16 protein-coding genes and 1 pseudogene are annotated in these 21,655 nt (G+C 53.0%); 8 read left to right on the top strand and 9 right to left on the bottom strand.

The genetic code is table 11. The features are described from left to right. Nucleotides 1-35: 35 nt before the first annotated feature. The 4 genes and pseudogenes from ACDH77_RS07330 to ACDH77_RS07315 form a co-directional block, all read left to right on the top strand. Nucleotides 36-1,286, top strand: coding sequence for a tyrosine-type recombinase/integrase (locus ACDH77_RS07330; protein WP_372353794.1), 1,251 nt, complete (start codon nucleotides 36-38; stop codon nucleotides 1,284-1,286). Nucleotides 1,287-1,667: 381 nt separating this feature from the next. Further along, nucleotides 1,668-2,243, top strand: a complete 576-nt coding sequence (locus ACDH77_RS07325; protein ID WP_372353793.1) for a hypothetical protein — start codon at nucleotides 1,668-1,670, stop codon at nucleotides 2,241-2,243. Between the two features lie 413 nt (nucleotides 2,244-2,656). Next, nucleotides 2,657-3,400 carry an NYN domain-containing protein gene (locus tag ACDH77_RS07320; protein ID WP_372353893.1) on the top strand — a complete coding sequence of 248 codons (744 nt, stop codon included), beginning with the start codon at nucleotides 2,657-2,659 and terminating at the stop codon, nucleotides 3,398-3,400. A gap of 97 nt (nucleotides 3,401-3,497) precedes the next feature. Beyond that, nucleotides 3,498-3,746, top strand: a pseudogene (locus ACDH77_RS07315) (integrase); the annotation flags it as partial. A gap of 65 nt (nucleotides 3,747-3,811) precedes the next feature. Here ACDH77_RS07315 and ACDH77_RS07310 read toward each other — a convergent pair. Then, nucleotides 3,812-6,520, bottom strand: a complete 2,709-nt coding sequence (locus ACDH77_RS07310; protein WP_372353792.1) for a hypothetical protein — start codon at nucleotides 6,518-6,520, stop codon at nucleotides 3,812-3,814. Nucleotides 6,521-6,862: 342 nt separating this feature from the next. On the opposite strand from ACDH77_RS07310, the gene ACDH77_RS07305 reads away from it, so the two are divergent. Both ACDH77_RS07305 and ACDH77_RS07300 read left to right on the top strand, forming a co-directional pair. Then, the gene (locus ACDH77_RS07305) at nucleotides 6,863-8,179 is read left to right on the top strand and encodes a radical SAM protein (protein ID WP_372371863.1); all 1,317 of its coding nucleotides are present in this window, start codon (nucleotides 6,863-6,865) and stop codon (nucleotides 8,177-8,179) included. 174 nt (nucleotides 8,180-8,353) lie between these two features. Then, entirely contained in the window at nucleotides 8,354-8,590 is a 237-nt protein-coding gene (locus ACDH77_RS07300) for a hypothetical protein (RefSeq protein ID WP_372353790.1), read from the top strand. A 53-nt stretch (nucleotides 8,591-8,643) separates the two neighbouring features. Here the strand turns inward: ACDH77_RS07300 and ACDH77_RS07295 are convergent, their stop codons facing one another. Next, nucleotides 8,644-8,859 carry a hypothetical protein gene (locus ACDH77_RS07295; RefSeq protein WP_372353789.1) on the bottom strand — a complete coding sequence of 72 codons (216 nt, stop codon included), beginning with the start codon at nucleotides 8,857-8,859 and terminating at the stop codon, nucleotides 8,644-8,646. Between the two features lie 311 nt (nucleotides 8,860-9,170). Between ACDH77_RS07295 and ACDH77_RS07290 the strand changes: the two genes are divergently transcribed. After that, nucleotides 9,171-9,998, top strand: a complete 828-nt coding sequence (locus tag ACDH77_RS07290) for a DUF6216 family protein (protein WP_372353788.1) — start codon at nucleotides 9,171-9,173, stop codon at nucleotides 9,996-9,998. 174 nt (nucleotides 9,999-10,172) lie between these two features. On the opposite strand, the gene ACDH77_RS07285 is transcribed toward ACDH77_RS07290, so the two are convergent. Then, nucleotides 10,173-11,243, bottom strand: a complete 1,071-nt coding sequence (locus ACDH77_RS07285) for an ankyrin repeat domain-containing protein (RefSeq protein WP_372353787.1) — start codon at nucleotides 11,241-11,243, stop codon at nucleotides 10,173-10,175. A gap of 579 nt (nucleotides 11,244-11,822) precedes the next feature. Here ACDH77_RS07285 and ACDH77_RS07280 point away from each other — a divergent pair. Further along, entirely contained in the window at nucleotides 11,823-12,866 is a 1,044-nt protein-coding gene (locus ACDH77_RS07280) for a hypothetical protein (protein WP_372371862.1), read from the top strand. Between the two features lie 71 nt (nucleotides 12,867-12,937). Here ACDH77_RS07280 and ACDH77_RS07275 read toward each other — a convergent pair whose 3' ends face one another. From ACDH77_RS07275 to ACDH77_RS07250, 6 genes are all read right to left on the bottom strand, one after another. Next, nucleotides 12,938-15,043: an N-6 DNA methylase gene (locus tag ACDH77_RS07275; protein ID WP_372371860.1), complete on the bottom strand. Its 2,106-nt coding sequence runs from the start codon at nucleotides 15,041-15,043 to the stop codon at nucleotides 12,938-12,940. Then, nucleotides 15,040-16,182 (bottom strand): 5-methylcytosine restriction system specificity protein McrC, encoded by a 1,143-nt coding sequence (locus ACDH77_RS07270; RefSeq protein ID WP_372353892.1) that lies wholly within the window; start codon nucleotides 16,180-16,182, stop codon nucleotides 15,040-15,042. Before ACDH77_RS07270 ends, ACDH77_RS07275 begins: the two co-directional genes overlap by 4 nt. A 155-nt stretch (nucleotides 16,183-16,337) precedes the next feature. Continuing rightward, nucleotides 16,338-18,122 (bottom strand): AAA family ATPase, encoded by a 1,785-nt coding sequence (locus ACDH77_RS07265; protein WP_372353783.1) that lies wholly within the window; start codon nucleotides 18,120-18,122, stop codon nucleotides 16,338-16,340. Next, nucleotides 18,119-19,039, bottom strand: a complete 921-nt coding sequence (locus ACDH77_RS07260) for a DNA adenine methylase (protein ID WP_372353782.1) — start codon at nucleotides 19,037-19,039, stop codon at nucleotides 18,119-18,121. The genes ACDH77_RS07265 and ACDH77_RS07260 overlap by 4 nt, the downstream gene beginning before the upstream one ends. Nucleotides 19,040-19,396: 357 nt before the next feature. Further along, complete coding sequence (locus tag ACDH77_RS07255) at nucleotides 19,397-20,887, bottom strand: DUF6538 domain-containing protein (RefSeq protein WP_372353781.1); 1,491 nt, start codon at nucleotides 20,885-20,887, stop codon at nucleotides 19,397-19,399. Nucleotides 20,888-21,415: 528 nt separating this feature from the next. After that, complete coding sequence (locus ACDH77_RS07250) at nucleotides 21,416-21,637, bottom strand: hypothetical protein (RefSeq protein ID WP_008577251.1); 222 nt, start codon at nucleotides 21,635-21,637, stop codon at nucleotides 21,416-21,418. Nucleotides 21,638-21,655 lie beyond the last annotated feature (18 nt).

Below are 21,655 nucleotides of genomic sequence, written 5' to 3'. Positions count from 1 at the left end.
TTCAAGACCGAGCCGGCGCGCTTCACCTTCAAGACTTGGTCCAAGCGACTTATGACCATCATGAAAAGCTGCGACGGCTTCGCCGATCCGGAACTCGCTATCCAGAACCCCTACCCCTTGCCACTCCGGCGCGGCTCCTTTCTGAAGAGGTCGACGACTTCCTCAAAGACAAAGAGCGGCAGAACCTTCGCACCACTACGATTGATGCTTATCGTCGGACGCTTGCCATACTGCAACGCGTGAGCGGCAACACCTCCGTTGCTCGGATCGAGCACACGCACATCTACCAGATGTGGGATCTGCTGCGATGGGCGCCCGAGGACTTCATGACCAACCCCAAACATCAGGGATTGAGCGTCGAAGCCTTGATCGCCAAGGGTCAACGCCAAGGGCGGGCGCAGCCAGCCAACGCTACCTTGGAACTGCATCGGCGCTTCCTCGCGTCCTTCTTCAATACCCTCGTCAAGGCCCGTGCCATCCCGCACTCGCCCATGGATGCGTTCAAGCCCGCCAGGGAAGAACTACTGGCTGACCAGGACGAGCCAGAGCGACTGCTCTCACCAGAAGAAATCCAGAAGATCTTCAACCCCGAGACCTTCCTGCCCTGGGCCAAGAAGTATCCGCACCGTTGGTGGTGCCCGCTCATTGCGCTTTACACAGGCGCCCGGATCAATGAGATCGCGCAACTCAAAGTTGCCGACATCGTGCAAGACCAAGGCGTGTGGTGCTTCTCGATCCAGAAGACCGTCGATGAAGACCTGGCGCAAAGCGCTGGCAAGCGCAGCCGACAAAGCCTCAAGGGCAAGAGCGCCATCCGTAAGGTGCCGATCCACGCAAGCCTCATCCAGGCAGGCTTCCTCGACTTCCTGGCCGACATCAAAGCGTCCGGCCACCCACGCCTCTTCCCCAACCTGTCTGCTGGCACCTGCCGCAAGACCGGTGAGCCTAACGGGCGCTACAGCCAGGGCTTCGTCAACCAGTTTGCGGCCTACTTGAAAGGCCTAGGTTTTGGCAAAGGAATCGGATCGCACGCCTTCCGCCATACCCTGGCAACAGAACTCGATGCCAAGGGAGTGCGGGTAGAGCACATTGCGCTGATCACAGGTCACGCGCTCAACAAGAAGGCTCCCGTTCTGCAGGACAACTACGTGCACAAGTCGGCCGGCAACACCCGGAAGATCCAAGTAGAAGCGCTCGGCCACTATCAGCCGGCTGTGACGCTGCCGAGCTACGCGCGTGGGCAGTTCAAGGAGCGGCTGAGGAAGGGAGCGAGGATGTATCCCTAAAAAGAACCATGTTAGCTACCAACACCATGCTGCACAGATGTGGCATGGCTTGGGAACTTGTTTAGTGTAGGGGTGAGTCACCTCATCACCAGGGTTTCCACGATCAATTCCCAAATCGGGCTAGACCCTACGAGCTGGGCGCGACGGCTCACCACTATCAAGGAACAACTACCGAGGTCTGCATTGGAGCTTCCTCCCGCCCCCCAGCGAGTTTGATGAGCGGCAACAAACCTGCTAGCCTTCGTGAAGGTTTAGGCTACCTCCCTGCTGCGTGGGAAAAGTCTGACGTCACCCAGGTATCCATCTCCTTTGTGGCCGTTGAAGCAAGCAGCATGCTCTGAAAGAGGCACCGAGCTTCTTTGGCCAATACGGGAGTATGTGATGTTCCAAGCTCAAGACATAGTTCGTGCTTTCAAGTCCGGCGCCTGTTGCATGCGCTCAGATGACTCCAGTCATTGTAAGAGCCTTGAGAAGTTTGCCAAGGATCTTGGCTTTAAGAGCTACCACGCATTTCGTCGAAGCATCGAAGGCCACGGCCCTGACGAGCTTGGCGTGGTGTCGGTCGGGCTCATGCGCAAGATTTGTGCTCGCAGAAACATCTCACCGGACTCGGAATACTTTGAGTTCCAAGCGCTGCAATCTGGAATTACATTTTATAGCCACTGGATAGGCTGGGATAGCAGTGGTGATGAGGTGCGCGTGCCCCGACCGATTGGGGGAGAGTCGCGCGTCGACCTGCTCAGGGATAATTCGCCCAACCCTGTCTATGTCATAGAGACCGATCTTGAAGCAACGGTCTGGCGCCAACTTTGGAGATCCACCGCCCTTCTTGAAGCTAGTGTTGCTCACCGGCTCTTTCCATCATCATTCAACAAACTTCACCTGGTTAGTCCTGATCCACCCTACTCTCGCATCCGGGCACGTTCCAGATACAACAACAATCTTGCGCCGGTTTGACGGGTTGAATTGTTAGGCGAGGCGAAACGGTGGCTACTTGATGATTTCTTGAAGCGATAAGGCCGGCGAAAGCCGGCCTTATCGGCATCCACTTCGATCTACACCGACAGAACCGACGTCCACTGGTGAAGAAATTTTGAATTGTTTTACATCAAGTTGGGATCAATGACCGGAATCAAGTTCAGCCTCACCAGGCTCATCTTTACTTGATTGGCTTGCCTGACATACTGGGGGACAGACAAATCCACAAGCGGCGTCGACAGGATCAAGGTGCTACTCCTTAGCGTTCAAGCCGCATCACTGAAAGAGAACCTAGCTACTCCGCGTAAAATAGTGGCGCGGCATCAGCAGGATGCCTGACCCAAGAAGGGTGAATAGGTATGGCACACCAACAGGATGCAACAGTCGCGGTTATGATCGACTGCGACAATGTAGCACCAGCGATCATCGATTTCGCGCTCCTTATGGCAGCGCAAGCAGGTCGTGTGATCCTTCGGCGGGGTTATGGAAACAAAGCAACACTCAGCAACTCTTGGGAACAAGCATTGGTCCGGCAGGCGTTCACCCCATGCCTCCAATACCAATACGCGTCTAAGAAGAATACTGCTGACATCGCTCTGGCTCTTGATGCTCAAGAAGCGCTGTTCGACAAGCGTGCAGAGGTCTTTTGCCTCGTCACCAGTGATTCGGACTTTGCATACCTTAGTCGCAGACTGAGAGAGCGAGGAGCAACGGTTTTCATAGTGGGCGAGGCAAAGACGCCTGATGCCCTGCGTAATGCTTGTGATCGATTCTTTGAATGGAGTCCGGAGCAGGCAGCTGCGGAAGCGCCTGATGCGGAGACACCAGAAGCAGAACCTGCGGCTCCTACTCAACTCAAGTCTGTCGCTGTGTCTACCCAATCGGCAAAGATCAAGCGTCGGCCACGATTTGTCGTGGAAGCTGTCTCTCTGCTTGCAGCGGGAACACCGGATGGCAGAGTCAGCGTGAGCGCGCTGAGTCAGTATTTGAAACGTGCAGACTCAGCCTTCTCTCCAAGTGCCTACGGGCACTCTGGACTCGTTGACATGTTGAAGACCTATGACCTACTCAAGCCCCATCGAGAGGAAGGTGGCCATTGGACTGTGAGTCTGGCGGCTGCGCATGATGCCCAATAGATAGAGCAAAGCCGAGGGCCGGCTTTCAGCTCCAAGCCGCCTTTTTGAGCCAAATGTGGCAGCAATAGGTTGGGCTCACAGAAGCCTCAGTTGCGAGCGCCACATGCTTGCCACAGAACTCGACGCCAAGAGCCTGCGGGTTGAGCACATTGCCTTGATCACGGGCCATGCCCTCAACAAGAAGGCGCCAGTGCTGCAGGACAACTATGTCCACAAGTCGGCCGGGAACAGCCGGAAGACCCAAGCCGAAGTTCTCGGCCACTATCAGCCGGCTGTGACGCTGCCGAGCTATGTGCGTGGACAGTTCAGGGAGCGGCTGAGGAAGGGAGCGAAGATGTATCCATAAAAATCAGCCATATACCAGCGACAGACTTTTCGCACCTACAGCGCATGCCCTATAGCCCAGTCTCTTTAAAGCAAAAGACTATTGAGCTTCTCGATCAGACCGGGGTTATTGGTATGCAAAAGACCCTCGTTGATATCACAGGACGGATCTTGATTTAATGCAATCCTTACCTTAGCGCGCTGCAGCAAGAAACTGCTGCGATATTTAATATTGTTGCCATGCGCCCCTTGGACAGACTCATTGACCAGATCCAACGCTTCGTTGGGCTTATTCAACTGGAGTTTCACTTGTGACAAATTATGTGCCAGCCAGATCCAACCATTTCTATCCTCGATTCCCTCAAGAATGACCTCAGCCTCAGGGTAGCGACCGAGCTTATAAAGCACTTCCCCCCATTTTCGCTTCTGATAAGAATCCGGAACTTTCAACGTTTCAAATGCTTCGAGCGCACGATTGAGATAATCGGCCACGTCGCCCTCACCAGCTGCAAGCTGCATTATTTCGGCATAACTACCGCGACTTTGATCGTCATCAAGCATCCATGGGGTCGGTTCGGGAAGACGAGCTAAAACTGCATCGACCCTGTCTGGTGCGGACCAAATAATAGCTCGAATGAAACCTGCGACAGAATGGTAGCCCTGCGGTAAACCAATTGCAGCACTATACAAAGCTTCCGATAAAAATATTTCTTCATGCCGATTGATAAGATCGCCAGCCCAAGTTTGACGCGCGCCATTAAGTGCATCGCCTAACGCCATCAGCAGGGAAGGAGAAATGCTTTGACCGCTCAACTTCTCGTTGATTATTTCAGACGCATATTTCTTCGCCGTCTCGTGGCTGCTATTGTTTCTAGAAGCAAGCCGCAAAAGTTGCAGCTTAGCTTCATTCAGCGAGTAGTTGGCAACCACTTCTTCGAACAAGCTATAACTTTCGGCATATTTACCTAAAGCAAGGAGGGTTTTCGCATGATGGTGCTTGATCTTAGCAATTTGTATTGCACTAAGGCTAGTCATAGCCAAGAGATCTTTAAAAGCAGGAATGACGGACTCCAACCATTTAACGGCATCATGACGACTCAGCGATTGTTGGAGATAACGTTCCTTTGCTCTAATCGACTCAAGAACGACCAAAATGGCAACCTCGTTCTCCTCCGCACTCAGCGATCTGAGCCGACGCGCCTCTTCTAACGGGTTGGGTAAAATATCTATTGGAACAGCGCTTCTCACCCAAATCGTAGCCAGAGCATAAAGAAAAGCTGGACGACGATCGCCATTAACGACATTGCTAAATATTTTCCCCCTTAACTGGGAAGCAATCAGCTGCAAACCGTGACCATCGGCGCGAATTTGCTGAATAATAAAATCTTCAAGTTGAGCGTCAATCTGGTCAGACCTCTCTTTCTTGAGCCAGTCTGGCGATTGTATAGATTTAAAAACGATGTCGTGAATACGAATAGACGCAACACCTTCAGGAACGCTAAGGCCATGCCTTTCGAAAGCTCGAAGACGGAGCGTACCGACAACATGTTTAAAAAAGGCGCGATCACAGTGACTCTGACCAGCCCACCGAAAGAGCGAAAGTTCCTCATCGATAACCGGCTTTAGGCGCCCGAGAATGCGATCAGCTAACCGTGCCCCTTCAAACGGCATTTTAGTCAAATGATCGCACTCCTTTGCAAGCTCGCTCCACGTTATCCCCTCGCGCGCAGCGGCATTAAGGAGAGTTAGGCTAAGCGGATGTCCCCCCACAGTCCGCCATATCTTTTGAAAAGTCTTGTTAGATGGTTGCGCATCTAGATCTTTACCAAGTAAAGCACGGGCTTGACCTTCGTTCATCGTAGGCATTGCAAAAGCCTCGCTCGAAGCATGCTGCCGAGTAATCAGGATGCGCGAATTTGATCCACACAACTTAGCGAGCTGTTCAACCGACAGGCTTGGATCAGCATCGTCTAAGACCAGAAATGTACGGTTTTTCATGAGCAGGGCGCTCACATTGCGCTCAGCTCCACCACGCCTGACCGGCACAGATGAGAGCCGCTCAACACTCTCAATATCCCGACCACTGACCCAAAATCTATAATCAAAGCGATTCTCACTGCGCAGCAGACATGCAGCAGCTGCTTGAGACTTGCCGATGCCGCCAATTCCACTGATCTCAACACAAGCTTCGCTTTCAAGGCGACGATCCAGTTCAGCATCAACATTTTCGTTTTTAACATATAGCAGACTCAGCGGTGGAGCTTTCAACGAAGCAGGATGGTCATCCCGGATCTCGGCAAGGACAGGTAGATGTAGGGCAAGATCATCGATTGCTTCATCGCGGAGCATCAGAGTATCAATAATGGCCTCTGCGATAGCGCGGCTGTCCATCAGATGAAGACGTCGTTCGATCATGCGCTTCTGTTGGATGGCTTTAGTCATCATCGCTTCAATCGCACCTGTTCCTGCTCGCTGCGAAGATAAGAGATATATATCTTTAGCAGCCGGCGCCAATACTAACGCGTGTTCTAGGTCACCCCAGGGCTTAATCATCGCACCAGAGAAATAGGCCTTCGTAATCGAAGCCTCAACAACCGTCCGGCCATCCTCGGAAACAGCATCAAGTGCTCCTCCGACCGGGCTGCCGCCTACCGATGACCCGCGTTGCACCAGCTTGACATCGATCAATCTCTCAACCAGGACCACCCCGAAACGTTCGAATATTGAGCCTGGCGCCAACGCGCTGAGCGAATCGATCACGCGCTGAATAAGCAAATTGCGAGTTTGGGGATTCATGCCGGACTGAGGATCTCAGATCATTCAAAGGTGTGAGCCGGCCATTGTGTTACTCTTCAGTTGTTTAGTAAAGATATAGCTTGGATAAATTGTCAAATTTTTTCCTGGCGATTCGGCTAATTAAGCCTTACGATGTCCAGGTCGTTCACAATTCCAATGTAATTTCATATTTGCACATCTTAGCAACTAAGGCTGGCATCTTTTCTTGACCCATGTGAAGAAAAGATGCCATCCGAAGTGGCGGGAATGTCCCCTCCAGCTTGATAGCCCATTTGAATGAAACGCTCAAAGACAGTTGTATTCGTATCCGCCGGCATGTTGTCACCCAAGAAACGCGACCACATGCTCGCACGCCGGCAACTCTATCTCAATTACGGCGCCCTATCGCTCGCATCTATTTTGGATGCAACGGGAACTACTACGCTGCTTGTGCATGGAGAACATAGCGAACCTGCTGATGTGCTACGCATGCTCCTCGAAAAGAGCGTATTTCCATCGAAATTTCCTTTGATGCTATCAATTCCAAGTTTTTATGCTCTTCCATGGGCTATGTTATTTTGTCGTCTTGTGCGCAGTGCTGATCCGGATGTCAAGATCATTGTAGGTGGAAGATGGGTAGTAGGTCCGGATCCTGATTGGCTGCGAAAAAAAATGCCCGAGGCTGATCTATTCATTCCAGGTCTTGCGGAGCCAATCATCGCAAGCTTACTTACAGAGGCGCCAGACATGCGCAGCCTCCCTTCCCCTACACCTGATTTCGTACTGAATCATCCACTCGTATCAGGGTTTGAACGGTATCAGCCCAGTATAGAAGCCTCCCGTGGATGTGGCATGGGTTGCGCTTTCTGTGAAGAACGGGATATTCGGCTCGAAAAACTTCGCTCGCCAGCCCAAATAACCAATGCACTTATCGCAGTTTCTAAGCAATATGGCGGCGGTGAGATTCGACCTTACTTTCAATCTTCGATGTTTGTTCCTAGCGAAAAATGGGGAGTTGGTTTAGCGAAATCCATCAGAGAGGCTGACCTAGATGTCTCATGGCGAACGGAGAGCCGAGTGGATGCACTCATGCCTGGAACAATAGCTTCTCTGGCGGCAGCAGGAATGAAGGTTCTCGATCTTGGGCTAGAAACTGCATCGCCCACACAGATTCTAAATATGCGAAAATCGCCAAATCCGGAGCGTTACTTAGATCGAGCGTCACAGCTACTCAAAGCATGTAGCGAGCACGGCATCGCCGCGAAGGTCAACGTCTTGCTTTATGCCGGAGAAACGTCTAAGACCCTAGACGAAACGCGATCTTTTCTTGATGAGCATAAGGAATCAATAGCTGGAGTTTCAGTAGGTCCCGTTGTTGCATATGGCCCTCCTAGAACCGCGAATATTCTTTTGGACGAATGGTCGAAAAGTGGTGCTTTTCCCGTAGACTCGAATAGCGCAGACGAGACCGGGATATCAGCAATTCATCTCAGCAGCGATTTCGACGCAAAGTCCGCTGAGAACGCAAGTTTAGAATTGTCTAGACGCTATATGGATGCAAACGCGTATTTCAACCTAAAAAGCTTCTCTTATTACCCCCGTGATTACACCCGAGCAAACTTTGAAATTGATATCTCGGACAGCGATATCCTGCAGCTACCTTTCCGTACTGCACAATGACCCTCACTTTATTCAATAAATGACTATCATTCCTGCGCGGAAGCTTCATTGACGCGCTTTAAACCACGTTCCATCAATGAGACTGAATTCACAAATTCAGTTCCCACGCAGGGGTATGCTGCAACACGTCGAATCGTTTAAAACCCGGCTACAATTCTCTTTTGGAGGCAAAAAATGCGGGAAGAAGGCGAGCTAACTGATGATGACCACGGGCAGCTGGACGACTTTTTAGCCAATGTCTTGGATCAGCATAAGGATGGGGAACTCAGTCGTGGCGAAGCGATTGGGCTTATTGCTCACGTAATGGCTGCATTGGACTTGCACAATTACTCCGAAGCGAGATCTTGGTTTGCTAATCACAGGAAATTTATCGAAGAGGGCAAGCGAATCACCAGATCTTCCGGCCGCTGACGGATTCGCGAGACCAGCGTATAGCAAGGCAACACCCCTACAGTACGCAGCGGTCAAATGCGCCCGCCGCGCGGCTTCGTGTGTGATTGCGAAGCTGTGTCCTTCGACTCGATAATCTCTTTCAACGAAACGCCGATTACGTCTTTCTGGTTGGGATTTCCCGCAATCTCTGCCTTTGCGTAGTGCGCCATTGTTTCAATTTCATTTTTGGCGTCCTTGCACCTAGCATTTATCGCTTCAAGAATAGCTGGGCTGATACCGATGTCCATCTACACTTCTCCTGCTGACGGTGCTTTAGTTCACCTAAGATCATACACCCCAGTATAAACTTCCCTTGTGTGCAGGATGTAGATATTGCGCACGAAGACATCGCCTGCCTAGTCTGATATCGTGAGGCAACCTCTTCGTTCATCAAGTCGCGCTCGCGATTCCGGCATCCCCATATCCAATAGCACAAGCGCGACCGTCCCTTAGGCAGAGGTTTATCACCTATCCGGATCTGAACTAGTTGCTGCAATACCACGCTAAAGAGCTCCGATCTTGTGCCGTTAACGACCTACCCAAACTCTATGGAAGTATGATGGGAACGACTGCCAGTTGGAACGAAATTGCCACAGTAGCTAGTGCAGCTCTCCCTGTCTTGGGTATTTCCATCGTTGCAATCTATCTTTGCTATAAATCCGGAACGCTTCACCCCATCCGGAATCGACTGATGCGGCTTTTCATCAGTCGCGAGGACATCGAGCAAGGTCTGATTCGAGATAGCCTCTCAGACCGTTCCGCTGTTGTCTCTTTTGGGATGATCTACGGTATCCATCTGGACACCCCTAACGAGGTTGAGGCACTTATCACAGGTGCACGCGCGCGCAACATCCCATTACATCTCATCGGTCATGCCGGCAATGCGTTTGATCGCCACACGCTCAGCATGAAGGCGGGAAAGACGCCACGGCGCTGGCTTGATGCCTTGATCATTATCACTATATTTAGCGCTTATGCCTGCGCCCTAACCCTCACGGCATCTATTTTCACAAAAGACGTTCTGATCCGCATCAAAGCAACGGATACAGTAATGTGGATGTCAACAAAAGATAGAAAGGCACGAGATATTTTCAATAACGACACATTTTTTTTCGCAGAAAATAAATGTGCATCCGATTCTTCCAAGATTGAATCACTTCCAGCGCCAAGCGATCAGCGTGCACACGACACCTCCGTGCTTTGCTCAATTTGGCGCTCACCAGAGGCACAAGCAGAGATTAAGAACACTCTAACTCTGCAACGAGTAGCCTCAGGTTCTTTGGCACTGCTGTGCCTGGCGCTACTCATTACGTCTGCACGCTCGCTTATACGGCGCAAAGCGATCCGTAGACTCGAACAGATCGCCCCTCCATCATCTTCGATTTAATCGAATATACCCCCATGTAAATACCATCACGCGCTCGCTGTAATGCATATTTGGAAGGTAGCCCACCTCCGAATCGGCTGATAAATATCTTGTAGTCACAACCTGCTTCCGACCTAGGAACCTCCTATGTAACGCTCTGAACGCAGACGGAGCATCGGAGCAGGAGCGAATTTTTTAGAGGCGAGACACGCGGGGCACTTGGCAGCTCACCGTGTTCGAGAGCTTGGCTTGGCCGCGCGCCCTATTGCGCTCGTTGGATTGAAGCTCCCGATGCTGTTTGATCGCACCGACTCTGACAATTGCTTCATCGAGCTTGGCTTCGTTCTCTTCGTCGGTGATCAAATCCCGCACGTGGTCCAAATTGACCCGGCGAACAAGCATATCCGCCACCTCATCGTGGTCATTTCGGAGCGCTGCAACCAAGCCTTCCTCTGGATATGACGCCTTATTTGCGAACTCCAAAACTGACTTGACGATTGAGGCATTGCCAGCGGTCGCCGCAGCGAGCATTGCTTTCCGACCAAAATCACGTGGTGCATGCCCTGTTCGGACGATCGCCCAAAGTATCGTGCGCACCAGCTGTTCATAGCCTTGCTCAGCAGCAACGTTGAGCCCCAAAGTGTAGGTATCTTCCGGATCCGGGAGACTGGCTTCTATCAAAAACTCGATGACTTCGGCATGGTTGTTCTCTGCCGCCGCCGCAAAACCTTGCTGCGCACATTGGATCTTCGATGAATACGGCAGCAGATGCTTGACCACGTCCAAGTGGCCTTCTCTGCATGCAGCGATCAGCGCGCGACTGTCCCTAGCCTTAGCATCCGAGCATAGAATCAACTGAAAAACGACATCAGCGTTGCCATGGGATGCAGCCTCATACAATGCCTGAGAGTCGCCTTGCAGTGGGTTGCAATCTTTGAGCAAGAGTTTGACGCACTCCACATGGCCCTGTCTCGCCGCCACGCAAAGGGCGGCATCATCTGTGGCATCGCAAAGCGGAATAAGCTTTTTGACAAGCCCGGCTTTCCCCAATTTGGCGGCGGTCTTCAAGGGCTCGTTCTCCCACGAGGGCTTCAACAGCGGCAAGAGCTGTTCGACGACAGCCTCCCGATCAATGCTGATCGCCTCAACGATGGCCATTCGAGCAGCCTCGTCGGTGTCCGCCTGCGCTCGACAAAGCTCGCCCACCCCCGTTGCACTATTGGACTGAATGGCCTTCTTTACTTGCTGCTTGAACAATTTCTTCATATAGACCTCTCTTATCAATATAGGGCAGATCAGTCTATCGTCAAGGCACGGCAGTCATGGACATCTTATTTAAGATAATTGACAAAAATCAAATCAATAATATCATTTCAGATTATTATTAATTTTCTTGAAACATGAAAGCCCAGTTAACAATTCTAGAAGGTTTTGGGGTTTCGTCGAATTTTGACGAGAACCGGCGTCTCTGGCTGACCACTCCGAATCACAGCAATGCGAGAACTCGCGTTTTTCGCCACCGTTCCAAAGCCATACGTTACTGGGATAACCTCGCCCATGAAAGGTATGAAGATCTGAACAATATCAAATGCTTCGATGATCGCCTGCAAATATGTGGATCTGAAGAAAAGGATGAGTTTGCATCTTGGATCAGAAATGAAATAAAGGGCTGCCCTGTTATCTATCAACGCATCATTTTTGACCCCTCCCCCACTCCTCGTTGTTGGAGGCTCCTCGTCCGAAAATACGTTGGGATCTGGGGCCCTGTTGATCGTGACTGGTTTCAAGAATGGCAGAAGAAGCAATTTCCTGTATAATTTCCAAACAGTAACGATGCGAGGTCCCATGATGGCAACGCTCGATCTACACCAGTATGTGCAACAACGTCTTCAAGGGGTCAATCAGCCGTATCAGCTTAACGCGCTCGGCGCAACATTCCAGATTGCACTGCTTGAACTTCTGACTAGCTGCGTCCTGACAGACAAGGACGAAGAAACGATAACCGCATCGCTGCTCGGCGCTTTCGCTGCAACAGCTCCTTGGTGCGTCGAGGCCTTTCACACCGTCTCCTCGCCCTCGCTCGCCTGGATCCGTCATCCCAAGAGTGGAAAGCACATCTTGGCTGAGCCAGGAACCGGGGCTGACTTTGCTTTGATTATTCGAGTCAGCGCTAACCAGTTTCGCGTAGCGATATTCCAAGCAAAAAAATCGAAAAGCCGCGGTTTCAGTGTGGATCACATCTCTCCGGCGAGAGCGGCACCTAAGAAGCATCCAGAACCACAATTCTTGCGCCTGGCTGATCATGGTTTAGCTGTGCTTAAAGCTGTAGGTAAGAGATTACCGAGCTTCACACAATTGGGCTGGGTGCACTATCTCGTCTACGAGGATCTGGCTTTTACGTGTAGCGAACTCACCGCCTATCAACCGATCTACGCGTTTTACAAGAATGCAAAGCAGGTGGTTCGCGCCAGCGTAATTAGTTCACTTCACTCAGGAATAACGAAGAAGGAAATCACTGCTCTTTTTGAGAAAGAGTGGAAATTGCACCTTCACGCGGACGTTTTAAAAGCCAATAACGCCGTTGACTTTTCAGCTTTACTTACCGCTGGCGCGACGAAATTTGCCCCACCAAAGCGGGGCTTTCTCGAATTAAACAGCATTACAGAGGTTCAAGCATTCCTCAACTGCGCGATCGATTTCATGGATGTATACGAGTGCACCGATGATCCCTCACTTACGCCCATCCCTACCACGAAAAACGCTCAAAATCGTAGTGCACGCTCAAATTTGCAAAAGATGCTCTTGAATCAATCTTTCAGACAAATAGATTCTAAATTCGCCTCCCCACCTCCTCCACAGGTGACAGGCAAAGTGCCTGGCATGAAATAACTAAAATCCAGATAAAGCAAAGCACCAGGCTTCCCCATCTCCAACCGTCACGCTAGAGGCATCTATTTCACTCAGAGCGAAGCTTTGAACGCGACTGCCTCGGTGACATCAAAAGCACGCGCATCGGCGGTGAAATGTCTCCAAAAGCCTCGCCGCTCTTTAACAGAACGATCGTAAATAACTTTGAGATGCGAGACGTCAAGACCGAGCCCGGTCGCCACCGTTATTTCAATCGTTGATGCAGCCTCAATGTAACCCATCGGCCGAAGCTTTTTTGCAGTTGCGTGCCAAGGTGGGGAGCGCAAATCCTGAGGAGACAGTCCCGCGCGAGGGCTGTGGACACAAATGCTCCAAGCAGCGGCAGCGATCAGTTCAAGCTGACTTGCTGAAACGCGTGGCCAGACGAGCCCCTCCAAGATGAACTTGTTGAGGTGCAGCCCACTGATCATGCGGCGAGCGATCCAATCGAATACCATCGAATTCAATATGCCCAGACCAGCATACGCACTCAGCGCGTCTGGAAATTCAAGCACTGGCGCCGTGTTACCGCATTGCCAGCCTTCTGGCACTAGGCTGGCAATCATGGTTCTTGTGTTGGTTGAAGCCGTGACATCGCAGAACGCTACGCGCGGCGGAGCGTTCATTTCCACGGGCATCACATACTGTGGTGTGCACAGCGCAAGTGGCCTATCGCCATTGTCTTCCCAAACCGCAGTGCGCCCCGAGCCGGACACCCAGCTTTTCTGTGCACAATCATAGGCACCCACCAGCCGGCCTTCCATCAAGGGGGAAAGCACAACTCCTTTTTTATTGCGGAATGTTCCATCCCTTAGCTTGGTTAGCCGCTCTTTACTCACATGCTGAAAGCGGTCTCTTCCGAGACTCAAATCAACTTCGCGGCGATAGCGCACCCGACCCAGAGGACCAGGCTCAAACAGAGGAGTGCCTGAACTCAGAGCAGTTCGAAGCACATCCAACTCACGATTATGCGACAGCTCTGGAATGACGTGATATTTGCCGCCAATTAAGGCGATGTCGCTACGCCGGAGCGGGATATGGGGCGCGTCAACCTCGCTGGGCTCCGTCGCAAAACTGCGCACCGACAACCGCTTAGTGCCTGCATTGGAACGCGTCGCTGCCAGAAGACCGAACTTGTAGCGCCCGTCGATTGGGAAATAGCCCGCACGGTTTTCATAGCCAGTCCACCGGGCGATTTCGAACTGTTGGAAATAGCGCTCTCGCAGTTCAGCCATACCCGCGTCAGACGCAAAGGCCGCCGGCAAAACCGCACCCAGTCGGCCACCCTCGACAAGAAGGTGAGGAACAAGCTCAACGAAACCCTTGAAGAGATTGCGGTCCCCTTTACCCTGGGCACTATAAAGTGGCGGCAGTCCAGGCGCTCCTTCTCCCCAGACCGACATGCGCTTGACTGTTCTCGCTCGCCCTTCGTCGCCTTCCAAGCCAACGCTATGACGCAGCGATTCCCATGGGGGATTCATAAGGACTACGTCATACAGCTCTTGCCCAGACCACCAATCACGCGTGAGCGCGTTATCCAAGCGGATGTTTTCACTGACTTGTTGAAGGCTCACACCGGCATCAGCGCCAGCTAGCCATAGCAGGAGACAGCAAAGCTCTCTTGCACGCGGATCAAGCTCGACACCATGCAACGAGAGGATGAAACGTTTGAGGTGGGATTTACTGCGCAGCCGGCCCCGCTGTTCGATTGCAGCGAGGAGCAAATTTCCTGCACCGACACTCGGATCGACTATCCGATGGATGCGATCCTCTGCCAAAGGCTCCAATGTGATCCGCGCTAGCGCTGCGGCAAATGCGTCATGCGTGGCATATGCACCCAAGCTCTTTTGAGTGCTGGATGCTCGTTGATAGGAAGCCGCCCAGGAGTGCATCCCTTCCGGCGCTTTACCCAAATAAGAAGCACTCAGTGCAAGTTCGGCAACCCGTTGCCAGTCGTGACTGTTGCCACCGAAATCAGGCAGGGGCGACAACGCTAAATCGACGATCGCGGATCGCGCATTCGCGCCAGTCCAACGTTTTGCCCCTTCCCTCGCGCCATGGCGAGATGCAGCAGCAATCAAAAGGTTAGTTGCCCGAAGCGGCTCCTCTGGGCAAACAAGTTCAGCAGCCCTATATACAGCGTCCCAAGCTATTGTCATGGCAATGAGGCAACCAAAGCGTCACTCGCGCTGTCCCTCGCTGTATCAACGCTGTCAAGAAATGCAAGCAGCTCAATTGCCTGCGACTCAGCTTGAATGGGAGAGCGATACTTGAACAGATCTAACCCAACAGCCACAAGTTTCCTGGGAGTGTCACCGAACCCACAAGTATCCCACACCTGATGAGGAAAGGCTGCTGGATAGATCAGAACGGAGAGCGGTGCTTGGCAGGCAGCAGCGGTGCTGAGCGCTTGGTAGATGTGCCCTCGCTCAGGAACCCGCTGGTCAAACGCGACATACTTCGCCTCGAAAGCAGCCAACACCCGTCCCTCCTCAATGAGAAGCGCGTCAGCACTCGGATTGAAGGCTCGACCCACACCCACGGGAGACAGCAGCTGCGCCGTGCTCTGCATTTGATAAGTAAGCGCTCTTCCTTGGCGAGCAGCAACTGCGACTAGCGATCGGAGTGTTCTTTCCAAAAGGGTCTCCAAAAGAGGCCAACCCTCAACCGCCAATCCAAAGCCTGTGTGATGACCCGCAGCCCCCAACAATGAAGTCTTATTCAGGATTGCATTGGCAAGTGACCACGCAGGCTTATAAGCACTCCACTGCTCCGGGAGCGCTGAACCCGCCCTAGCCTGGCTACTTGTGCCATTTGGGCCACTGCCTGGCGCTAGATCTCGAACCAATCGACGCAACCCGTTGCTAACGCGTGATTGGGTAGACGCAGTAGCGAGAGCCTTCGCAACGAAAACTAAGTTCTGCGTAAAGATATTGTCCGATACAAGAAGCGTCCGCGAAACGGGAAAGATATGAGGACGCCACAGCGCTGTCCGCGCCCAACGACTTACATTCAGTGTCCCTTGTAAGTAAGGAAGCTCGGACTTCCGACGCTCCATGATGGCAATTGGCCCCTCTTGTCGAAAAGCCCGCTCTAAGCGATTGAGGTAGATGTCCGCCAAAACATCGAGCAAGGTGGCATGCGTCCGACTTGTCCCAGCCCTGCGCTCACCCGCGATATGGATGCCCTCGTCCCCCGTTAGAAGAGATACAACGGCCGTTGCCCAATCTTCGTTAGTGCCGACCTTAGGCGAAACTTGGATTGTCAAACCACGCCCAAGATCAATGGTCCCAAGCACATTTTGCAGGCGCAGGAGTCCACCCTGCTCATATAGCAGCTTGAAACTTGGTCTTAATTGAAGGCGAAGTAATTCTACTGCCGCCCTCAGTCGCTCTGCATCTGCATTGGATAGCGCAAAGTCTACCCCCTCAGTGACCTCAATAGTCCTCACCGTCAATCACGAGCAATTGCGAGCAAGACACGGAGCTGCCTCGTCGGATCGAACGCGCTGATTTCTCGTAAAACGAGCCTCTTAGGAGCGATACTAGCGAGGGCAGACGGTGCCGAACGCCAATAGCCTAATGCGTCTTCGGGAGCCTCTCGATCACTGGAAACTCCGGTTGAATCTTTGATTCCCAAGACCACTGCTAAAACATCATCTTGATCAAGAAACGTCGCGCGCAAAGTCGGAACGATTTTCGTGTCCATAGCAATAGCAAGGAGATGCAAACGCTCAGCAGTGTCGCCTATACCTACATTCCAAATGAAAGCATGTCCCAGTAAGAAATCCTCACCCAAGCAAAACTCAATGCGCTCATTAAGGGTTCGAAGAACTCGAACAGCAAGCAACGCGACATCATCCGGCGTCCAACCGTCAGCGCTCTGGCTTGAAGGAAGATCCCTATCAGCGTTCCCGACATCTTCAAGCAGGCGTTTCACCAACAGATCATAGTCGGGGCCCACTCGAATGACGCTAAAGCGACGGCGCATTGCAGCATCAAGCGGCGCAACCGAGCGATCGGTGCTATTCATTGCGGCCACAATGTGGAGCCCTGCCGGAAGCCTCAATTCAGAATCGAATTGCTCCTCTTCTGCCTCGTCCCGCCTGTAAATCGGGGCAACAGACATCTCTTGGTTAGGGTAAGGACGGGAGATGTATGAGCCAGCCCTTCCCGCGCCAGAACGTTTATCGCCATCCAAAAGTCCGAGTGTGTCGCCAAAAATCGCAGCAGCAGAACCACGATTGAATTCATCTAAGATCAAGAGCGCCTTTCGTCCAGGATCAGCGGAAGCCCAGTGGCCCAAAGACAACAGGGGCCCAGCCTTAGCTTCAAGCTTGATTGCGCCCTTGCTGGTTGAGCTAGGAAAGAGTCCGGCTACGAACTGCTCGTAGCTATACGCGGGGTGAAAAACCAAAGCCTCGCTTCGCAAGTCAGAAACAATCTCTTGTTCCACCTCCGAGCCATCGGTCCAGTTGCCGGGCCAAGAATCCGGATCAAATTGCGGAGCCTTGGGAATTGATCGATAGTGTTCCCGCAAATCTTCCAAAGCGACGCTCTTGCCGGTTCCCGGCGGGCCGACAAGGAGCACATTCGGTTCGCGCTCCAACGCTTCGAGCACCGCTTTGACGACCCCCGGAGCGCGAGGCTCCCGCTTCTTGGGCTCTTCCCATCCTATCGCTCCGAGCCCAGCACTTGGGGGCAGCGCTTCGATAGCAGCTACGACCTCCGAAGGGAGCTGATCCAATCCGCGATCTTGAAATTCGGCTGGTGGGTTTTCAAAGTAAACTCGGGTATGAAGCTTTGCGCCTTCATCCGCCAGCTTTACAGCAATTAGCCAGGGCTTTGTGTTGTGGCCATTTATCGCATCAAACACTGCGTTTGCGTCGGCCTCTGCTTGCAGATCCGCAGCCCCTTCCAAGCTTATTTCTGGACGCGAACCGACTTGACCGACACGCCAAGGAGAAGGCGGCTTGTTCGTGTCCCATCCCAAGTGGAGACGGTCGGCGGAAAATAGGAGGTAGCCGTCTATCTGACCGCCATCAGGCCAAGCATAGGAAAGATTGACTCGATCGCCAGCAAATCCTAGCGCATCAGCAACTATCGAAGCTGCCTTTGCATTAATCTGGAAGTAGTCCTTGCTGTAACTACTACTGCTCCGCAAGCGCCCATAAAGCGCCTTAAAATTGGATAGGGTGTATCGCGCAAAGATCACGGCACGAACGCGCTGCTGGCTCATCGATTCGGCCCTCCTACAACAATGACTTCTGGCGAATCCTTAGGCTGAATATGTCGTTTAGCCTGAGCTGAGACCGAGCGACGCGTGGTGAACGAATAAACCTTGGCGTGAGAGAAAATTTTACGAATATGCTCATTGTCCCTATTTGAAACAATCCAATGCACACCTCGCTTGGTTAGGCCTTCGCATAAAAAAGCCAGCTCTTCCAAATCGGTTATTCGGAAGCGCCTCCCATTGTAGCCAGCGAATTTACTGGTATCAGAAATAGGCAGATATGGCGGGTCCATATAGACAAAATCACCAGGCTGTGCACAGGCAATTGATTGACGGAAATCTTGCTCCACGATTTCCGTATCTTTCAGTGTATCTGCTACCGCTTTCAAAGATGCAAATTCAATACCTCTGAAAGCACGTGCGCCCCAGGGCACGTTAAATACACCCCAGCGATTTTCCCGCCAAAGCCCATTCCATGAAGTCTGATTCAAATAAAAGAATCGAGCGGCACGCTCAAGAGCTTGCGTCGGAGCTTCGGCGCGAATGACATAATACTCGTCTTCCCCCTGCCTATCCAGGTAGGGCTGAAGGCGATTAAAGAGAGCGCGAGGCTTTGCTTGCACTGCCCGCCAAAGATTAATGAGCTCGCTATTTAGATCGGATAGATAGCACTGCTGCGCACGCGATCGTACCGCAAAAAAAATTGCGCCGGAGCCTAAGAACGGCTCATGAAAGTTTCTAAAATTGGTCGGAACATGGGGGAGAATTGCACTCAACAATCGTGTCTTACCACCTGCCCACCGCAAGAAAGGCTTACATTGAGGCCGGTCATAAAGAACCTCTGAGAGCCCCAATTCTTCACCTGCAATAGACCCCAGCCCTTCATCTTGAACGGACAAAAAGCGGGAAATAGCTTCGTTCATTATTTTTTAACCGCTATGTGCACGACTGACGTCGATATTTGTTGAATTCTCAGCAGTCGCACGACTCTTACGACCAGATGGTGGAAATACATCCGCATGGTTCTCAGCGTCAAAATATCCCTCGATGAGAACCTCTAACATGTTGGACAACGTCCTATGTTCCCGACCAGCTGCTTCGCGCAGAAGCTCTTTAACCCGGGGGCTCATCCTCAGATTCACGACCTCTGTCTTGCGCTCAGACATGCGCCTCACCCTTGTCTTTACAATGTGTAGACGATACAGGCTCAAACTCGCTCCTTCAATGCACGCACGGCAACCTGGTTGCAGCATGGAGCCTCGCAGAATCACAGACTGAGACTAGTTAGCTCGTAGCTTTTCGAAGATGGACCTAAGAGCAGCGCCATTGAGCCCATATCCGAGCCGCCCCAGGCCGGGAGAGTGTGTGCCTAGGCCGCGTAGCTTTTCGGTTACGGTGAAGTCCCTGCTGTAAGTCGCATGATGCTCATCGTCTAGCTCGTGCCCCACAATCTGCGCACGCAGCTCTGACGACACACCAAGACCTTGCAGCTCTTGGATGAGGGTCTTTCGCAAAGAGTGGAACCCGCGCTTGGCCTTAGGCCAGTCTTTGCCGATCTCGCCCAGATAGCGGCTAAACGCCTTCGTGATCCAGTTCCCCTGCCCGTTCACGGCGTCTGCTTTGGCGTGCGGGAACAAGCGCTTGTGACCAGGAGCCTTTCGGCTCTCAACCCAGTCCCAAAACCCAAGCGCCAGCAAATCCGGATGGATTGGCACCGTGCGAAGACTCACTTCGGTTTTGACCTTCTGGTGCTCTCCCTCGTCCGAAATCCGGATGCAAGGGATGTTGTCCTCCTTGAACACATCGGCCACCAGCAGCTGCCCCACCTCGGAGGCGCGCGCCCCGGTGTAAAGCCCGATGAGCACCGCCCAGCGCGCGTTCGGCGAGAGCCGTGGGAAGTTGACTGGGCAAAAGACGGCATGAATTTGCTCACGATCAAAAACCTTAAACCCAAGCTTCCGTCGAGCCCGCCGCTCCCTTGCCGAATAGCTCACATGACCCTTGGCCGGGTTGTCGCCTCTAGAGTAGTGACCAGAGACCATCGCCCAATCGAAAAATCCTCCCTTCCCGCCCACGTAGCTCTGCTTGTTCGTCAGCGTTGGCGTGGACGCGCCCTCCTTCCGCATCTGCTGATACCAGCGAGCTAGGTCTGACCGCGTGATCGTATGGATCTTCGTCTTCTCACCCAGGTAGTCCACCAATGCTTGGATGGCCGACTTCTTGATGACATAGGTCTTGGGCAAGGTGCGGCCCTTCAAGGTCGCCAACCACGCATGCCGCGCCTTCCCAAGTGTCATTGGCTCAAGGATCGAGCCGAGCTTGGCGGCATACGCTGCGATGGCCAGTGGCGATGCCGGCAGTGGGACTGGTCGTTCGCCTTCCGAGCCGAGGCCTTCGTGGAGTTCTCGAAACAGCCTCACGCCTTTGGTGCTGTCGATTTGCCAGCGCTCATGCACGGTTCCGTCCGGCGTCCTGGTTCGATGCAAGGTCAGGTTGCGGAAGGGTGTTGCAGCAGAGGCGGATGCCACCAAGGCGGAAGCGTCTGCCTGACCGCGTCGATCCAACCCGTCGTCCCGCAACCGCGCGAACAGCCGCTCGTAGTGCGATGCCAAGGTGGCCGCGCGCAGTTGCGCCTCTTCCAAAACGGTCGTGTGCAAGGTGCGCTTGATCGCCTGCAAGCCGAGCAGCGGTTGGAGGTCAGCGGGAACCCGCCGCCGAAAGGACCATCGACCGGAGGGCAACGAACGCGACAAATACTGAGGGATACGCATCAACAACGAACCGGCTGCGCGCTGCTTTGCCTCTCTTGGAGCTTCGATTGAGCTCCGAAGAAGACGACAGCGCGGACCGATCAACCTCTCAAACCGAGTGCGGGGGCAGCACTATCGCCGAAGGCAACTGGTGGTCAAGGTTGCGGCTTCGCTTTGCGCGAGCCGCTGTCAGCAGCCGTGGACTTGGTCTATCCCTAGCCCCTTAGGCGGTCTTGGAGTGCGGCAAGCCAATACGCGACAGCAAGCTGCACTGCTGAGCAGCCGTCTCAGAGGGGGGCTACCGATCAAGCGGTGCAGCCGGCTGGCCTGCTGCATTTGATCGATAGCGCCATTCCCCACTTCCTCAGCTCAGGACTTTAGGTATCATTCGAGGTATCAAAGCAGGCCCAGCTGGAAGACCCGAAGTGCTTTAGGGTCAATAGCTTGCGTAAGGGCGTCTTCAGGCTCCGCCCACCTCCACCAATGAGTGGACCGATGAGGTCCTGAGAAGGCCGGGAACCCCCGTAAAACAAGGGTTCTCGGCCTTTTTCATGTGCGACGCAGTGCGCAGGTGAACGTATCACGCCATGCGACGCTGGGGACATCTGGGGGCATGCAGCCAATGGCCAACGTCGATACCCCCACGATGCCCTCGCCCACCTTGCGATATGCCGCGCCAAAGCTGCGCTCGGATTCCGCCAGCACCGGCAAGCGGTCCGGCATCCCGATATCGACTTCGATGAGCCGATGCCGGGGCGCCTTGTCGGCCACGATCTCCGCAGGGCGCAG

Origin of the sequence: Xanthomonas axonopodis pv. maculifoliigardeniae (assembly GCF_041519315.1) — a bacterium.
Taxonomy (GTDB): Bacteria; Pseudomonadota; Gammaproteobacteria; order Xanthomonadales; family Xanthomonadaceae; genus Xanthomonas; species Xanthomonas euvesicatoria.
Note: the sequence above shows the minus strand (reverse complement) of the source record. Positions and strands in the feature narration are given on the sequence as shown.

Bases quoted from the DNA above. Each gene is read 5' to 3' on its own strand.
- ACDH77_RS07305 (WP_372371863.1), top strand. From the start codon at position 6,863: ATGCTCGCACGCCGGCAACTCTATCTCAATTACGGCGCCCTATCGCTC.
- ACDH77_RS07290 (WP_372353788.1), top strand. From the start codon at position 9,171: ATGGGAACGACTGCCAGTTGGAACGAAATTGCCACAGTAGCTAGTGCA.
- ACDH77_RS07300 (WP_372353790.1), top strand. From the start codon at position 8,354: ATGCGGGAAGAAGGCGAGCTAACTGATGATGACCACGGGCAGCTGGAC.
- ACDH77_RS07255 (WP_372353781.1), bottom strand. From the start codon at position 20,887: ATGCGTATCCCTCAGTATTTGTCGCGTTCGTTGCCCTCCGGTCGATGG.
- ACDH77_RS07285 (WP_372353787.1), bottom strand. From the start codon at position 11,243: ATGAAGAAATTGTTCAAGCAGCAAGTAAAGAAGGCCATTCAGTCCAAT.
- ACDH77_RS07325 (WP_372353793.1), top strand. From the start codon at position 1,668: ATGTTCCAAGCTCAAGACATAGTTCGTGCTTTCAAGTCCGGCGCCTGT.
- ACDH77_RS07260 (WP_372353782.1), bottom strand. From the start codon at position 19,039: ATGAACGAAGCTATTTCCCGCTTTTTGTCCGTTCAAGATGAAGGGCTG.
- ACDH77_RS07310 (WP_372353792.1), bottom strand. From the start codon at position 6,520: ATGAATCCCCAAACTCGCAATTTGCTTATTCAGCGCGTGATCGATTCG.
- ACDH77_RS07295 (WP_372353789.1), bottom strand. From the start codon at position 8,859: ATGGACATCGGTATCAGCCCAGCTATTCTTGAAGCGATAAATGCTAGG.
- ACDH77_RS07280 (WP_372371862.1), top strand. From the start codon at position 11,823: ATGATGGCAACGCTCGATCTACACCAGTATGTGCAACAACGTCTTCAA.
- ACDH77_RS07275 (WP_372371860.1), bottom strand. From the start codon at position 15,043: ATGACAATAGCTTGGGACGCTGTATATAGGGCTGCTGAACTTGTTTGC.
- ACDH77_RS07320 (WP_372353893.1), top strand. From the start codon at position 2,657: ATGATCGACTGCGACAATGTAGCACCAGCGATCATCGATTTCGCGCTC.
- ACDH77_RS07265 (WP_372353783.1), bottom strand. From the start codon at position 18,122: ATGAGCCAGCAGCGCGTTCGTGCCGTGATCTTTGCGCGATACACCCTA.